This is a genomic window from Catellatospora sp. TT07R-123, from assembly GCF_018327705.1.
In the GTDB taxonomy this organism is placed as follows: domain Bacteria; phylum Actinomycetota; class Actinomycetes; order Mycobacteriales; family Micromonosporaceae; genus Catellatospora.
This window is the reverse complement of sequence record NZ_BNEM01000002.1, coordinates 2799416-2814552: the sequence shown is the minus strand read 5'-3', so window position 1 is coordinate 2814552 and position 15137 is coordinate 2799416. Positions and strand designations below refer to the sequence as shown.

The 15137-nt window shown below is 71.0% G+C and carries 11 protein-coding genes; 7 read left to right on the top strand and 4 right to left on the bottom strand.

Annotated features, from left to right (window positions below; translation table 11 throughout):
- The first annotated feature begins 9 nt into the window (after positions 1 to 9).
- Positions 10 to 702 (top strand): GAP family protein, encoded by a 693-nt coding sequence (locus Cs7R123_RS32215; RefSeq protein ID WP_212832154.1) that lies wholly within the window; start codon positions 10 to 12, stop codon positions 700 to 702.
- Between the two features lie 119 nt (positions 703 to 821).
- Here the strand turns inward: Cs7R123_RS32215 and Cs7R123_RS32210 are convergent, their stop codons facing one another.
- A complete protein-coding gene (locus tag Cs7R123_RS32210) occupies positions 822 to 1637 on the bottom strand; it encodes a glycosyltransferase family 8 protein (protein WP_212832153.1) in 816 nt (271 codons plus the stop codon).
- A 100-nt stretch (positions 1638 to 1737) separates the two neighbouring features.
- Complete coding sequence (locus Cs7R123_RS32205; protein ID WP_212832151.1) at positions 1738 to 2655, bottom strand: SPFH domain-containing protein; 918 nt, start codon at positions 2653 to 2655, stop codon at positions 1738 to 1740.
- 225 nt (positions 2656 to 2880) lie between these two features.
- Between Cs7R123_RS32205 and Cs7R123_RS40915 the strand changes: the two genes are divergently transcribed.
- Positions 2881 to 4209, top strand: a complete 1329-nt coding sequence (locus tag Cs7R123_RS40915; protein ID WP_212832150.1) for a glycosyltransferase family 2 protein — start codon at positions 2881 to 2883, stop codon at positions 4207 to 4209.
- A gap of 209 nt (positions 4210 to 4418) precedes the next feature.
- Here Cs7R123_RS40915 and Cs7R123_RS32195 read toward each other — a convergent pair whose 3' ends face one another.
- Complete coding sequence (locus Cs7R123_RS32195) at positions 4419 to 7805, bottom strand: glycosyl hydrolase (protein WP_212832149.1); 3387 nt, start codon at positions 7803 to 7805, stop codon at positions 4419 to 4421.
- 933 nt (positions 7806 to 8738) lie between these two features.
- Positions 8739 to 9479: a dienelactone hydrolase family protein gene (locus tag Cs7R123_RS32190; protein ID WP_212832148.1), complete on the bottom strand. Its 741-nt coding sequence runs from the start codon at positions 9477 to 9479 to the stop codon at positions 8739 to 8741.
- 493 nt (positions 9480 to 9972) lie between these two features.
- On the opposite strand from Cs7R123_RS32190, the gene Cs7R123_RS32185 reads away from it, so the two are divergent.
- The 5 genes from Cs7R123_RS32185 to ngcE all read left to right on the top strand — a co-directional run bounded on the left by Cs7R123_RS32185 (position 9973) and on the right by ngcE (position 15133).
- Complete coding sequence (locus Cs7R123_RS32185; RefSeq protein WP_212832147.1) at positions 9973 to 10176, top strand: hypothetical protein; 204 nt, start codon at positions 9973 to 9975, stop codon at positions 10174 to 10176.
- A 215-nt stretch (positions 10177 to 10391) separates the two neighbouring features.
- Complete coding sequence (locus tag Cs7R123_RS32180; protein ID WP_212832146.1) at positions 10392 to 11807, top strand: hypothetical protein; 1416 nt, start codon at positions 10392 to 10394, stop codon at positions 11805 to 11807.
- 279 nt (positions 11808 to 12086) lie between these two features.
- The gene (locus tag Cs7R123_RS32175) at positions 12087 to 12959 is read left to right on the top strand and encodes a MurR/RpiR family transcriptional regulator (protein WP_212832145.1); all 873 of its coding nucleotides are present in this window, start codon (positions 12087 to 12089) and stop codon (positions 12957 to 12959) included.
- A gap of 22 nt (positions 12960 to 12981) precedes the next feature.
- Positions 12982 to 13716, top strand: a complete 735-nt coding sequence (locus tag Cs7R123_RS32170; protein WP_212832143.1) for a sugar isomerase domain-containing protein — start codon at positions 12982 to 12984, stop codon at positions 13714 to 13716.
- 28 nt (positions 13717 to 13744) lie between these two features.
- Positions 13745 to 15133, top strand: a complete 1389-nt coding sequence (gene ngcE, locus Cs7R123_RS32165; protein WP_244872276.1) for an N-acetylglucosamine/diacetylchitobiose ABC transporter substrate-binding protein — start codon at positions 13745 to 13747, stop codon at positions 15131 to 15133.
- Positions 15134 to 15137: the final 4 nt, after the last annotated feature.

Below are 15137 nucleotides of genomic sequence, written 5' to 3'. Positions count from 1 at the left end.
CTGGACGGTGTGAGCGCGACGGGCGACGCGATCGGCGCGATGCTGCCGTACGCGGTGGGTATCGCGGTCAGCCCGCTGCCCGTCATCGCCGTGATCCTGGTGCTGTTCTCCAGCCGGGCCCGCGTCGGGGGCCCGGCCTTCCTGGCCGGCTCGCTGCTCGGGGTCGCCGTCGTCGGCACGGGAACGTTCCTGCTGGCCGGGGGCGGCACGGTCGCGCCCGGCTGGGAGTCGGCGGGCTGGACCCGCTGGGTGCGCCTGGCCCTCGGCCTGCTGCTGGTCGCCGCGGCGGTACACCACTGGATGCGCCACCGGCACCACTCCCGCACCGGGCGCGAGCACCTGATGCCGCGCTGGATGTCGGGCGTGGACCGCTGGTCCCCGGTCAAGGCGGCCCTGCTCGCCCTGGTCATGTACGGCCTGGACCCCAAGAACCTGGCCCTGTGCGCCGGTGCGGGCCGCCAACTGGCCGGACACGGTGTCACCTGGCTGGGCGCGGTGCTGGCGCTGACGGTCTTCACCGCCGTGGCGTGCGTGCCGGTGCTGGTCGTCGTGCTCGGCTACCTGGCCGGCGGCGACCGGGCGGCGCGCATGCTGGGCCACTGCCGCACCTGGCTGTCCCGCCACCACCTGCTGGTGATGGCGGCCCTCCTGCTCGTCTTCGGCGCCATCCTCATCAGCCACGCCCTCCGCGACTTCCTGTGACCCGCCTGCGCGCCGCCCGGCCTCGTGTTGATCAGGAAGCCGTGCCCGCGACGCGCCGTCGAGCCGTGCCATAAGTTCATGATCAACGCGGAGAGGGTCGGTGGGGGGCCGGTGGGGGGTTAGTGGTAGGTGGTGACGCGGGTGGTGAGGGTTTGGTGGCGGGATTGGCGGAAGCCGGGGCGGAAGCCGGGGGTCCAGGGTTTGCGGGGGCCGGCGAAGTGCATGACGCGGACGTCTTCGGCGGCGCGCTGCTGGGGGGTCATGGGTTCGAGGAGGTAGCTGCACATGTGGTTCCAGCGGGGCGGCAGGCGCAGCCATTGGGCGAAGGCGACCAGGTTCAGGGCGTCCTGGTCGGGGAAGCGCAGGCTGCCGCCGTGCTCGGCCAGGTACGCCAGGCAGCGTTCGGTCACGCGCAGCTCGCGCCAGCGGTCCATGTTGATCAGGAGCACGCCGGAGTTGAAGTACGGCGCGTCGTCCGGGTGCTCGGCCCCCGCGCCGGGGATGCCGCCCCACATGTCGAACCGGTCGGTGAACGCGTCGCGCACCGCGGCCAGCGGTGCCGTGCCCAGCGGTAGCTGCCACAGCGGCCCGAGGTCGCCGCAGACCTGGATGTCGGCGTCCAGGTACAGCAGCCGCCCCGGGCCGTCGACCAGGTCGGGCAGCAGCAGCCGCAGATACATGCCGGGGCTGAGGTAGGTCAGCGACTCGTGCTCGGCGACCGGCAGCGCCCGGAAGGCGTCGCCGGTGGTGAGCAGGTGCAGCCGCCCGCGCCCGGCCAGCTGGCGCCGCAGCGACTGCTCCTGCTCCTTGGCGACCGTGTCGGTGGTCAGCAGCCAGAACGTGATGTCGTCCCGGTCATGGCTGTCGAGCACCGACTCCAGCGCCACCCGGGCGTGCCCGGCGTACGCCTCGTCGAAGGCGAAGGCAATGTCCACCCTGGTGGTATAGCAAGACTTAACCGCATCACTGAACCGTCATGTCGGAATCTGGCACAGCTTCGTTAAAAAACTTGCACGAGTCTGCAACAGACTTGCGCTACTTGACCGGCACCACGGTGGTGGGCGGGGCGCCGCAGGTGAACGCGGCGGGCAGCTGGCGGCCCTCCTTGGTCATCCGCTCGACCATGTCCAGGCAGTTCTGGTAGAGCACGCCGGTGGTGTTGTTCGCCGCGGCCAGCAGGTCGTTGGCGCGCTTCTGCGCCTCGGCGGTCTTCTGGCGCTGCTCGGCGATCTGCGTCTCGGCGACGGCGGCCAGGTACTGGTTGATCTTCGCCTGGATGTTGTCGTCGAAGCGGATCGTCGGGATGGTCACGCTGCGGATGATCACACCGGGGGGCATGACGCCGCTCAGCTCGGTCTTGGTGTCGCCGGCCAGCTTCGACAGCGGCGCCTGCTCGGCCCCGGCCTTGGTCAGCGCGCGCAGCGGGTCGTACTGCTCGAACACCGAGTTCAGCGCGCTGGCCAGCTGCCGCTTGACCACGTTGTCCTGGATGTTGTCGAAGTTCCGGTAGTCGCTGTACAGGTCGACGATGTTGGCGGCCGGGTCGATCTGCCACTGCACGGTGACGTCGACGCGGGCGGTCGCCGCGTTGGCCAGCCGCACCAGCAGGCCCGGGTGGTCGCCCTGCTCGCCGGAGAGTTTGAGCGTCTGCACGGTGGCGTCGAACTGCTCGATCGTGGCCCACGGCGCGACCAGGTGGAAGCCGTTGCGCAGGGTGCCGACCGGCTTGCCGAAGCTGGTCTCGACCGCGACGGTCCGGGTGGGCACGACCTGCGCCATGGTGCCGAAGATGCCCAGCACGCCGAGCACCACGGCGGCGGCCCCGCCCCAGCGGATGTAGCGGGAGCCGTCCTGCGCGGCCCTCGTCGACGGGCCGCGTGAGGCCAGCGAGGAGACGACCAGCGCGGCGAGGCCGGCCAGGACGAGGAGGGTGAGGAGGACGAACGCTGACATGGTCGCTTCCGATCTTCAGGTACGGACGCCAGCAGGGTGCCACGACCCGTCAACCCCGATCCGCCGAGAGAGCGCGATCATCGCCCGTCGATGAAAGCTGACACCGGCACCGACCTGCGAACAGAGCCGAATATCAAACCACGGGCCGGGAAACCGTTGAAGCGTTTTCGCAACTCCTTCAGGATCGGATCGACTGCACCGCATCGATCAATGAACGGAGCCCGGATGCTCGCCAGTGCGACCGGTCGCTTGAGCGTGCTCATCCCCACCTACGGCGACGCCTACGCGTTGGAGCTGGTGCTGCGGATGCTCGACCGGCAGACCCTCGCCCCGGACCGGTTCGAGGTGGTGGTCGTCAACGACGGCTCCGACCCGGCGCCCTACCAGCCGCTGCTGTCCGCCGTACACCCGTATCGGCTGCGTTTCGACACCCTGCCCGCGCACCAGGGCCGCGCCGCCGCCCGCAACCGGGCCGTCGCGCTGGCCACCGGGGAGGTGATCTGCTTCCTCGACGGCGACGTGCTCGCCGAGCCCAGCCTGCTCGCCCGCCACCTGGAGTTCCACACCGAGCGCACCGAACCCGCCGTGCTCATCGGCAAGCGGTACGAGGGCGACTGGGGCGTGCTGGCCGCCGCCGCGGCGGGGGAGCCGGTCGACGCGGGGCTCGTCAGCGACCGCCACGAGGACTTCCGGTTCCGGGTGCCGGGCCGCGACGAGCGCCCCCGGGCCTGGCTGGCCGGGGCGCCGTGGGCGTTCGCGCTGACCAACAACGTGTCCATGCCCCGGCGGGTGGTGCTCGACGTGGGCGGCTTCGACGAGGCGTACGGCACCCGCTGGGGCTTCGAGGACACCGACCTGGCGTACCGCATCCACCGCCACCTCGGCGGCGACGACGAGCGCTTCTGCTACGACGCGGCCGCGATCGGCTTCCACCTGCCCGCCGTGCGCGACCTGACCAACCTGCAGGACGACTACCTGGTCAACCTGAAGCTGTTCCGGGACCGGCACCGCGACCTGGCCGCCGAGCTGATCGACCTGCCCGCCCCGACCGAGGTGTCGCGCAAGCTGCGCTACTACCGCCGGATGCTGGCGCTCTGCGAGCAGCAGCGGGTGGGGTGGCTGCCGGACGCGTGGCCCCGGGTGGACCATCTGGCCGGGCGGCGGGTGCTATGCCAGGCGTTCGGCACCGGCGAGGTGGAACTGGGCCCGGGTTCGGCGACGCTCGACCACGGCCGGGAGGCGTCCGAGACCAACCTGCACCTGCTGGGGGTGTGGACGCCGTACGCCGACGACGAGTTCGACGCGGTGGTCAGCGTGGACCTGTGGCGGTTCCTGGAGCAGCGGGAACTGTCGCGGTTCCTGCGGCAGAGCCTGCGGGTGGCCCGTGAGGTGGTGCTGCTCTACACCGAGGGTGCCGCCGAGCGGATCGCCGGGCCGGACCTGCCGGTGCTGACCACGCCGGACCTGTTCCTGCCGATGCTGCGCCGCCGGTATCCGCAGGCGGTGCGCGAGCCGGACGGCTCCGGCAGCGTCCTGCGCATCCCCCGCACCTGACCCCGAGGCGCGACCCGGCCCACGCCTCGGCGGTGCCCACCCTCGCCGGCCGCCCCGACCTAGCATCGACGCTGGCCTATCTAGGAGACGATTCTCCGAAATCCGTCCTCTGGATAGGCCAGCGTCAATGCTAGGTCGGGGCCGTGAACGCCGTGTGGGTGGTGCCGACGCGATGTCGGCACCACCCACACGTTCACCGCCGGGACGGGCTACGGCGAGTAGACCTCGAACTCGAAGAGGCTGTAACCCCACGCGGTCGCGCGGGTGGTGGCGTAGACGCGCACGTAGCGGCCGCTGCCGGTCAGGCCGGTGAGGTCGTCGGTGCCGCCGTCGCCGCCGGTCACGGTCCGGATCGTGGTCCAGGTGGCGCCGTCGGGCGAGGTCTGGATCTGGTACGCCGACCCGTAGGCCGCCTCCCACACCAGCTTCACCCGGCTGATCGAGTACGTGCCGCCCAGGTCGACGCTGACCCACTGCGGGTCGGCGAACGCGCTGGACCAGCGGGTGGCGGTGTTGCCGTCCACCACGTTGGACACCGGGTAGGTCGCGTTCTCGGTGCTGGACGCGGTCACCGGCTTGTTCAGCGCGACGTTGGTCGAGGTGGTGGTGCCCGTGTAGGGCAGGGTCACCTTCGACTGGTTGCCGACGCCCAGCGTGGTCGCCGTGTTGCCGATGGCGTTCCACACCTCGACCTTCACCGTGCCGTTGGCCAGGTTCGCGAACGTGCCGGTGGCGGTCTTGATCCCGGACGCCTGGGTGTAGTGCTCGTACCCGGCGACGGGGTCGGTGGCGAAGTAGTTGTACGTCTCCACCCGGTCGAAGCTGCCGTCACCGGTGAAGTCGTACGACACCCGGGCCTGGGAGCCGCTGCCGACGCCCGTACCCGCCTCCAGGAACAGGTCGTACTGGGTGGCCGCCCCGGAGTAGGCCGCGGTCAGGCCGGTCGCGGTGAAGACCTGGGCGCTGTGCGGGGTGCCGTCCCAGTTGCCGTTGGCGGCCGCGATGGTCACCGTGGTCGCCGCGCCGGTGGTGCCGGGCAGGCCGCCGCCGGTCTGCGGGTAGCGGATCGCGGCGAAGTTGCCGGGCGGGTTCGGCGAGGTGCTGGGCGAGGGGCTGGGGCTCGGGCTCGGCGACGGCGACGGGCTGGTCGACGGCGTCGGGCTGGGCGAGTTCGGCGGCTGCGACGGGTTGGTTCCGCCGCAGGCGTTGCCGCCGCTCCAGGTGAACGCGCCCGAGGTGACCGTCTTGCAGCCGGGCACGGTCAGCGTGGTGCCGTTGGAGAAGGTGACCGTGATCGCGGTGCTGCCGGTGTTGGCCGCGACGTACGTGCGTACGCCGTTCTTGCTGAACACCTTCGCCAGCGGGTGGCTGGCCGTGACCGTGTTGTCGACGTTGCCCAGCGCGGCCAGGTTGCGGATCCAGTGGTAGGTGTGGGCCTTGCTCTCGCCCTCTTCACTGGTGAACCCGCTGTTGGCGTTGAAGTTGTTCAGCGCCGTCTGGCCGTTGCCCAGGGCCAGGAACTCCCAGATGACGTCCTGCCAGACCGTCGGCGCGCCGCCGTTGTTGGTGACCAGCTCGTTGTAGTTGGTCTGCACGTACGCCGGGTTGTCGCCCAGGTAGAAGTGGCCGCCGGTGACGGGCAGCATGTTGATGCCCTGGATCATCTCCGGCTCGCCGCTGAACCAGGTGGCGTAGGCGCCGCCGTCGCCCCAGACCATGCCGACCGCGTTGTGCGCGAAGGCGGCAGGGAAGTTCTGGTTGCGCACGTCGAACCAGTACTCGCTGATCGCCGCGGCCTGGGTGGTGTAGATGAACACGCCCGCGTCGCGCACCGCCGTGTTGCCGGTGGCCTGGCCCCACTGGATCAGGGCGTTGGCGAAGTTCATGCCCTCCGACGAGGACTCCTGGTTGTTGCCCGCGCCGAACGAGCCGTGGCCCGAGGCCCAGTCGTGCCCGGCGAAGATGTCGAAGTCGCGCAGGTACGGGAACCGGGTGTCGTTGCGGTCGTAGTTGTTGGCGTCGCGGACCAGCAGGTCCACCATGCCGCCGTACTGCGCGTTGGTGGCCCAGGTGGGGTCGAACTTGGCCAGCGTCGCCGCCGCGGCCACGAAGTAGCCGTAGTGGAAGTGGTGGTCGTTGAGCTCCTGGTCGGAGCCGTACGACGCCGGGTAGCCGAGCAGGGTGCCCCACGACGGGTTGTAGTAGAAGACCCGGGCGGTCTTGCCCGCGGACGCGGTGAACCAGTCGTTGAGCCGCGTGCGGATCGTCGACAGCGCGGTGTCGCGCACCGAGGTCAGGTTGAGCTGGTCGGCGATCTCGGCGATGCGCGCCGCGCGGCCCAGGCCCTTGCCGGTCCAGTACGTGTCGTCGCCGCGGAAGTCGGCCGGGTTGGCCGCCACCGCGTTGAGGTAGTTCGTCAGCGTGGTCAGGTCCGCGCCGCTGCTGTCGGCGACCGCGGGGATCTCCGGCAGCACGCCGTTGTACTTCATCGAGGTGGTGAAGCTGCTCACCCCGGTGAGGATCTTCATCTGACCGCGCGCCGACGTGTACGTCTGCGCCAGCGGGGTCGCGCCGGTCAGGTAGTTCCACTGGTGCGGGTAGAGCGCGGTGACCGTGCCCGAGCCGCTGCCCTGCCGGGCCGTGGTGGTGAAGCTGTACGTCGTGTTCAGCGTCGCCGTGGCCGGGTTGTAGCTGTACGACACCCGGGTGCCGGTGACGTGGTTGTGGGCGTACTGCCCGTACGTGGCGGCCAGGGCGGGCTTGTCGGCACCGGCCGGGAGCACGGCGACGGAGAAGAAGCCCTGCCCGTTCAGGCCCGACGAGATCGAGGTGCCGCTGACCGACCAGGTCGCCCCGGTCGGCGCGTACGCCACGTAGTCGCGGCCGTTGACGGTGAACCCGATCGTGGCCCCGCTGTTGGACCACACCGTCGGCGTCGCCACCGTCGTGATCTGCGCGTTGCCGCCGGTCACCTGGAAGTACGAGAACGGCAGGCCGTGGCCGATCGTCGCCTTCATGGTCCGGGTGCCGTCACTCCAGTACGGCGTGACCGTCCAGTCCGACCACCCGTCGACCTTGGTGTTCGGCGAGTTCAGCCCCGCCACGCCGACGAGGATGTCCTGCGTGTACGGGTAGTGGAACTCACCCGGCCCGGTCGCGGTGCCGCTGATCGCCGGAGTCGTGTTGTACGAGAACCCGAGCCCGCCCGCGAGCGTGTCGTACGACAGCGGGTGGGCGTGCAGCGGCTCGCTGTAGGCGCATTCGGTGCGCTTGAAGATGAGCGAGGACCACCAGTCGTTGGTGGGGATCGGCCCGGCCGGGGCGTTGGCCGTGACCCACAGACGCGGGTTGGTGGAGATGGCGCCGCAGCCCGTCGGCAGCGAGGCCCCGGCGGGCAGCGAGTCGGCGTAGCTGCCCGCGCCGACCGTGCCCGCCTGGGCGGGGGTGCCGGCGGTGGCGATGGCGAAGCCGAGCAGCGCGGCGGTGAGGGTGGCGACCGTACCGGCGGCGAACAGGCGCCGGCGGGTGCGGTGGAGCGGGCCGGACCTGCGGCGGGGGGCGCCGCCGGAGGTCGGGGTCCGCGAGGACGGTTGCATGGCATGGCCTCCCGAGCTGAGGGGCGGTGCGTGACAGGGAGAGCGCCCGGAGGGGGCGGGTCGGGCGGCCGTCGGAATCGGCCGTGAGAGCGCTCTCTGCGTGCAAACTAGACCGTGCCTGTGGGATACGTCAATGTTTCACCGCGATGGCGTCCGGATTAATGGCGCCGCCGCAACCGTTCCCACCCCCGTCCCTCCAAATGAGAGCGCTCTCATCCCACCCCCCACCACCCCCTCACCCGTCGATCATGAACTTATGGCCGGGTTCGACGGTGTGTCGCCACCCTGGCACCGTGATCGATCTGCGAGAGGCGTCGCCGTGCGGCCGGGCGGGGCGTCTGTCGCGCCGGGCGGTGTGCGGCGCGGGGCCACTGGCCGGGGCGTCTGCTGTCCTGGGCGGTGTGCGGTGCCGGGCCGCTGGCCGGGGCGTCTGCCGTGCTGGGCGGTGTGCGGCGCGGGGCCACTGGCCAGGGCGTCTGCCGTGCTGGGCGGTGTGCGGTGCCGGGCCACTGGCCAGGGCGCCTGCTGTGCTGGTCGGTGTGTGCGGCGCCGGGCCGCTGGCTGGGGCATCTGCCGTGCTGGCCGGTATGTGCGGCGCCGGGCCGCCGGGTGTGGCGTCTGCTGTGCTGGATGGGGTGTGGCGCTGGGCCACCCGCCCCAGGGGGTGGGTCTGGATCTTGGTAGTGCGTTCGTGCAGTTTCGGGGAAACTGCGGCTCTGGCGGCCGGGATTCGTGCAGTTTCCCCGAAAGTGCAGCTTCGACGTGCCCGGTTTGGGGCGGACGGTGGCGGACGGTTCGGGCGGTGGCGCCTCTGGCGAGTCGATCACGGTGCCAGGGTGGCGACACACCGTCGAACACGGCCATAAGTTCATGATCGACGGGGTGGTTGCGGCGGCGGCGGCGGCGGTGGGCGGTGGCGGCGGTGGTGGGGGGTTAGGGGGTGGGGTGGGTGGTGGTGAAGGTGAGGATGCGGTGCCAGGCGTCGGTGCAGGCGTCGGCCCACTGGTCGTACGAGCGGTCGAAGAACGAGTGCGGGGCGCCCTCGTAGACGTACATCTCGTAGTCGGCTCCGGCGTCCGCCAGCGCGTCGGCGAACTTCTCGAACTCGGCCAGCGGGGTGGCGGCGTCGTCACCGGCGACGAGCAGCAGCAGCGGTACGTGCATCTGGTCGACGACGTCGTAGACGCGCTCGGGCCGGCCGTAGAAGCCGATCACGCCGGACAGGCCGAGGTCGGACGCGGACAGGCGCCACGAGCTGCTGCCGCCGTAGCAGAAGCCGACGGTGAACACGGGCCCGTCGGGGTTGGCGGCGCGGACGGCGGCGACCGCGGCGGCGGCGTCGGCCTTGACCTGGTCAGGCGTGAGCTGCGGCAGGTGCTCGGCGAACGGGAAGGACTCGTCGCGCTGGGACACCCCGGCGGTGCGGCCGAAGTAGTCCATGGCGACGGTCTCGTATCCCGCCTCGGCGAACCGCTGGGCGAGCCGGACGTAGAACGGGTGCAGCCCGCGCACGTCGGGCAGGATGACCATGCTCGCACCGTTGGGCGTGGCGGGGCTGGCCTGGTACGCCGCGAACGTGTTGCCGTCGGCCGCGGTCAGTTCGAGCGGGCCGTGCGAGGCGACGTCGCCGGCCTCGGGCGCGGCGGGCGGGGCGCTGTCGTCACTGTGGCACATCAGGACGGATCCTCTCAGAATCACTCTAAACGGCCGATCCGGCAGCGGACCGCCGCGGCGGCAGCCTAACCCGCAAACCCGGACACCGAACCCTCGCATGCCGCGCCGCGCCGCCCGCCCCCTACCAGCCAAGTTGCCGGGCAATCGGCCGTTTGACCGGCCACCGAGTGCCCGATTGCCCGGCAACTTGGCCAAAAAGGGGTTCGCGACCACGGGCGGGTGAGCGGGGCGCGGGGCGGGGCGGGCGGCGCAGGGCGGGGCGTGGGGTGGCGGGGGGATTGTCAGGGAACTCCGAGGGTGGTGCGGGTGGTCTGGGGGGTGTATAGGTGCTATGAGGTGTTAGTACTTTTCTTGAGGAAGATGCATTCCGCGTAGTGGCGGATGTTTCGTGGGCTTAGAACCCGGATCCTTGGTGGGGTGAGGGCGACCCGGCGTGCCGGGAAGTCTTCTGGCGTGCCGGGGCACCGGCGCGCCCCGGAGGAGGAGACGCACTTTGTACGTCACATCTGATCTGGCGCTGTGCCTGGTCGACGAGGCGTCCGCAGGACGGGTCGACGACAGCGACAAGGTCTGGCGTTCCGCGATCCGGGAGGCCATCGCGTGTAACGCGCCGATCGAGCACGTGGCGATGCGCGCGCGGACCACGGTCGAGGACGTCATCTCGATCGTGAGCGACGAACACGGGATGCTGCCGTGACGGTGCGGTCACGGCGCCCGGTGTACGCCGGCTGAGAGCGAGCTTTCCGCACAGCGCAGTGCGGCCGCGATGACCGCACAGTGCTGTGCGACCCATCCCCAGCAGGTCACCCGATCCCCGAAGCCTGAACCGTAGGGCCCCGACGCGAGTCGGGGCCCTACGTGTATCAGTACGCCCGCTAGCATATCGGGCAAAATGCGCTTCGAGGGAGGAACGTGAGCGGGACTCTGCTGGAGCGGCGGCGGGCGTCGGCCCGTACCCCCGAGCAAGCGCGACCGGAGCGGCTGCCGCGCGTCCTGGCCTGGTCGGTTGCCGCCGGTGCCGCCGCGACACTGCTCGCGGTGCTCGCCCTGCTGCTGCGCGAGCTGCCCACCGGCTCGCGGCTGGGTGGCTGGACCTACCCGTACGTGCGCGCCGCCGGGTCCTGGGCGGTGCTCTGGCCCGCCGTGCCGGTGATCGCGGCCGTGCTCGGCCTGCTGGTGCTCTCGCGGCGGCTGCCCGCCCGCCTCGACGCCGCGGCGGTGACCGGGTGGCTGGTCGCGGCGGTGCCGCTGCAACTGCTGCTGCGCTGGTACGCCCCGTCGTCGCTGGCCGGGATCGTGGTCAGCGACCGGGCCAACTCGTTCTACTCGCCGACGCGGCGGTGGAGCGCGGGGGAGTTCATCCGGGGCTACCACGAGCTGGTCGAGCAGCTGCCGCCGCACGCGCGCACCAACATGCCGGGCAAGACGATGCTGTACTACCTGCTCGACGCCCTCGGGCTGACCCCGGCGGGCATGGGCACGGCGGTGCTGGTGCTGTCGAACCTGGCCGCTCTGCTGCTGTACCTGGTCGTGCGCGACCTGACCGGCGACCGCCGCCTCGCGCTGTACGCGCTGGTGCTGTGCCTGTTCGCGCCCGGGCGGCTGCACTTCGTCCCGATCCTCAACGCGGTCGCGCCGGTGCCGATCCTGCTCGCGCTGTGGCTGCACGTGCGCTTCCTGCGCACGCGCCACCGGGCGTACGCCCTGGGCCTGGGCGCCGCCGTCTACCTGACCCTCTTCTTCGAGCCGTCGCCGCTGATCCTGGGCCTGGTCTTCGCCGCGCTGCTGGCCTTCGCGCTGCGCGGCGGGTCGGACCGCGTGCACGCGAGCTGGGCCGACACGGCCCGCCTGGCGGCGCTGGCCGTCGCCGGCTTCGCGGCCTGCCTGGTCGCGATGCGGCTGCTGTTCGGCTACGACATCGTGGCCGGTTTCGAGTACGTGCTGGCCGACGCGAACCGGTTCAATGACCGGTGGCGGCCGTACGGCATGTGGGTCACCCGCAATCTGTGGTATTTCGTGCTCTGTGCCGGGTTCGCCAGCTGCGCGCTGCTGCCCGCGGCCGCGTGGGCCTCGGTGCGGCGGGTGCTGGTGCACCCGATGGCGCTGCTGACGCTGTCCGGCCTGGCCGTGCTCGCGCTGCTGGACCTGCTCGGGATGAACCGGGGCGAGACCGTCCGGCTCTGGATCTTCATCGCGGTGTTCCTGGAGCTGCCCGCCGCCTGGCTGTGCGCGCGGACCACCCGCCTGTGGCCCTTCGCCGTCGTCACCTCCGCCCTGATCCTCCAGGCCGCCGCCGCCACCGCGATGATCGGCTTCGTCCAGCCCTGACGCCTCCCCGGAGCGCGCCCCGACGCCCGTTCTGACGTGCAGTTTCGGGGAAAGTGCTGGAATCTTGAGCCGGATTGCAGCACTTTCCCCGAAACTGCACGAAACCGCAGCGCGAGTGCGTTGAGGCGGCGGCGCGGTCGATAATTTGTAACACCCGAACCCGTTACGGGGAAACAAAATTTTTGTCGCGGTGCGTTGACAGCGGGGGGTGTGGGTCGTAATTTTCTTCACCAACGGCATGCGGTGAAGGGAATTCTTGTGCAGGGTGTGATCGGTCGGATGCGGATGGAGCTGCCCAACCTGCCCGACGCGTTGCAGCGGGTGGCGGAGCAGATCCTGGAGGACCCGGCGCTGGCCGCGCAGGCGTCGATCGTCGACCTGGCCGAGCGCTCCGGCACCTCCACCGCGACGGTGACCCGGTTCTGCCGGGTGCTGGGCTTCCGCGGGTACGCCGCACTGCGGGTGGCCCTGGCCACCGAGAGCGGACGCGCCGCCCAGGCCCGCTGGGAGACCGACATCGACCGCGACATCGAGCCCGGCGACTCGCTCGACCGCGTGCTCGGCGTCATCGCCAGCGCCGACGCCCGCGCCATCCAGGAGACCGCCGCCCGGCTCGACATGGCCGCGGTGGCCCGGGTCGCCGAGGCGGTCGCGCAGGCCAACCGGGTCGAGTTGTTCGGCCTGGGCAGCAGCGGCACCGCCGCCCGCGAGATGGCGTTCCGGCTGGAGCGCATCCGGGTCCCCTGCTGGCACCGCGAGGACTCGCACAAGGCGCTGACCAACGCCGCGCTGCTCGTCCCCGGCGACGTCGCGATCGTGCTGTCGCACAGCGGCCGCACCCGCGAGGCGATCGAGGTGCTTGCCGAGGCGGGGGAGCAGGGGGCGCTCACGGTCGCGGTCACCTCGTTCGACAAGTCACCGCTGGCCGAGGCGGCCGACGTGGTGCTGACCACGGCCGTACACGAGACGACCTTCCGGCTCGCGGCGCTGTCGGCGCTGCACGGGCAGCTGGTCGCCCTCGACCTGATCTACGTGGCGGTCGCGCAGCTCACCTACGAGCGCACGTCCGAGGCGTTCGAGGTCACCGCCCGTGCGGTGCAGGCGCACCGCCTGCACGACGAGCCGACCTCGCACCGGCGCAACCGGCGCTGACAACCATCCGAACAGGAGCATCATGAACGCGCAGACGTACCTGGAGACCGTCACCGAGCTGGTCGCCAAGGTGGGCAACGGCCAGGCGGCCGCGGTGCAGCGGGCCGCCGACCTGATCACCGAGAGCCTGGCGGCGGGCGGGGTGGTGCAGGCCTTCGGCAGCGGCCACTCCGAGGCGGTGGCGATGGAGATCGCCGGGCGCGCGGGGGGCCTGGTGCCGACCAACCGGATCGCGCTGCGCGACATCGTGCTGTACGGCGGCGAGCCCCGCGAGGTGCTGGAGGACCAGCTCCTCGAACGGCGCACCGAGGTGGCGCACCGCATCTACGACCTGGCCCCGATCTCGGCCGCCGACGTGTTCGTGCTGGCCTCGCAGTCGGGCATCAACGGGGTGATCGTCGAGCTGGCGCTGCTGATCAAGGAGCGCGGGCACCAGCTGATCGCGGTCACCTCACTGGAGCACACGGCGCGCTCGGAGCCCCGCCACCCCTCGGGGAAGCGGCTGGCCGAGATCGCGGACGTGGTGCTCGACAACGGCGCACCGTACGGCGACGTGGTGCTGGGCAACCAGAGCGGCGCGGTCTCGTCCGTGACCGCGGCGGTGCTGGCCCAGATGGTCGTCGCCGAAGTGGTGGAGCGCCTGGAGCAGGCGGGGCAGACCCCGCCGATCTACCTGTCGGCCAACATCGCCGGCGGATATGAGCACAACCTGCAATTGGAGGCGCGATACGCCGGGCGCATCCGGCGTATCGCCTAAACCACCCCTATGTGCGAAGGGCGATACCGTGAACCCTACAAGACGAGGCCTGCTGCTCGGGACGGCTGCCGCGGCCGCGACGACGGCCTTGGGCGCCTGTGCCACCTCGGGCAGTGACGCCGACAGCGCCGGCAAGGGCGCTGTCACCGCCGAGAACCCGCTGGGCGTGCCGGCGGACGCGAACCTCGAAGTCGTGATCTTCAAGGGCGGCTACGGCGACGCGTACGCCGTGGACGCCGGCAGCAAGTACAAGGCGAAGTTCCCCAAGGCGACCGTGGACCACAAGGGCATCCAGGGTGTCGGCGAGGTGCTGCAGCCCCGGTTCGTGGCCGACAGCCCGCCGGACGTGGTCGACAACAGCGGTGCCGGTCGGTTGGACCTGGCCACCCTGGTCACCGCGGGCAAGATCAAGGACCTGACCGAGCTGCTGGACGCCCCGAGCCTGGACGACCCGAGCAAGAAGGTCCGCGACACCCTCATGCCGGGCGTGATCGAGGACGGCAGCTTCGACGGCAAGCCGCTGGTGCTCAACTACTCGTCGGTGGTCTGGGGCGTCTGGTACTCCAAGTCGCTGTTCGCCAAGCACGGCTGGACGTTCCCGAAGACCTGGGACGAGATGCTGACGCTCAACGACGAGATCAAGAAGGCCGGCCTGCACGCCTGGACCTGGCAGGGCAAGTACCCGGAGTACCTGAACGACCCGCTGGTGTCGCTGGCGGCCAAGGCGGGCGGGTTCGAGCTGGTCAAGGCGATCGACAATCTGGAGCCCGGCGCCTGGAAGAGCCCGGCGATGACCGCGGCCGCCGAGGCGATCTACCAGCTGGCCGTACGCGGGCACATCATGCCGGGGTCGGAGGGCCTGTCCCACACCGAGGCGCAGAACGCCTGGTGCAAGGGCCAGGTCGCGTTCATCCCGTGCGGCTCGTGGCTGGAGGGCGAGCAGCAGGCCGTCACCCCGGCCGGGTTCGACATGGTGATGGCGCCGGTGCCGTCGCTGACCAGCGCCGACAAGCTCGCCGACGGCGCGGTCATGGCGACCAGCTCCGAGTCGTTCCTGGTGCCCGCCAAGGCCAAGAACGCCCAGGGCGGCCTGGAGTTCCTGCGCATCCTGTTCTCCAAGCAGGTCGCGCGGGGCTTCGCCGAGAGCGCCAAGTCGCTGCCGGTGGTCGCCGGGGCGACCGACGGGCTGACCCTGTCCAGCGGGCTGGGCTCGGTCGCGCAGGCGGTGGCCGGTGCGGGTGCGAACGTGTTCAGCTACAAGTTCCGCACCTGGTACGCCCCGCTGTCCAAGGCGGTCGACGACGCCACCGGCGAGCTGGCCACCAAGCGCATCAACCCCGCGCAGTGGGCCGAGCGGGTGCAGAAGGCCGCCGACGCGGTCGCCGCCGACAGCTCCATCGCCAAGCACAAGCGGTGAGCGG

Excerpts from the sequence above, each read along its gene's own strand:
- Cs7R123_RS32205 (WP_212832151.1), bottom strand. The coding sequence starts at position 2,655 with ATGTCAGCGTTCGTCCTCCTCACCCTCCTCGTCCTGGCCGGCCTCGCC.
- Cs7R123_RS40915 (WP_212832150.1), top strand. The coding sequence starts at position 2,881 with ATGCTCGCCAGTGCGACCGGTCGCTTGAGCGTGCTCATCCCCACCTAC.
- Cs7R123_RS32195 (WP_212832149.1), bottom strand. The coding sequence starts at position 7,805 with ATGCAACCGTCCTCGCGGACCCCGACCTCCGGCGGCGCCCCCCGCCGC.
- Cs7R123_RS32190 (WP_212832148.1), bottom strand. The coding sequence starts at position 9,479 with ATGTGCCACAGTGACGACAGCGCCCCGCCCGCCGCGCCCGAGGCCGGC.
- Cs7R123_RS32175 (WP_212832145.1), top strand. The coding sequence starts at position 12,087 with ATGCGGATGGAGCTGCCCAACCTGCCCGACGCGTTGCAGCGGGTGGCG.
- Cs7R123_RS32170 (WP_212832143.1), top strand. The coding sequence starts at position 12,982 with ATGAACGCGCAGACGTACCTGGAGACCGTCACCGAGCTGGTCGCCAAG.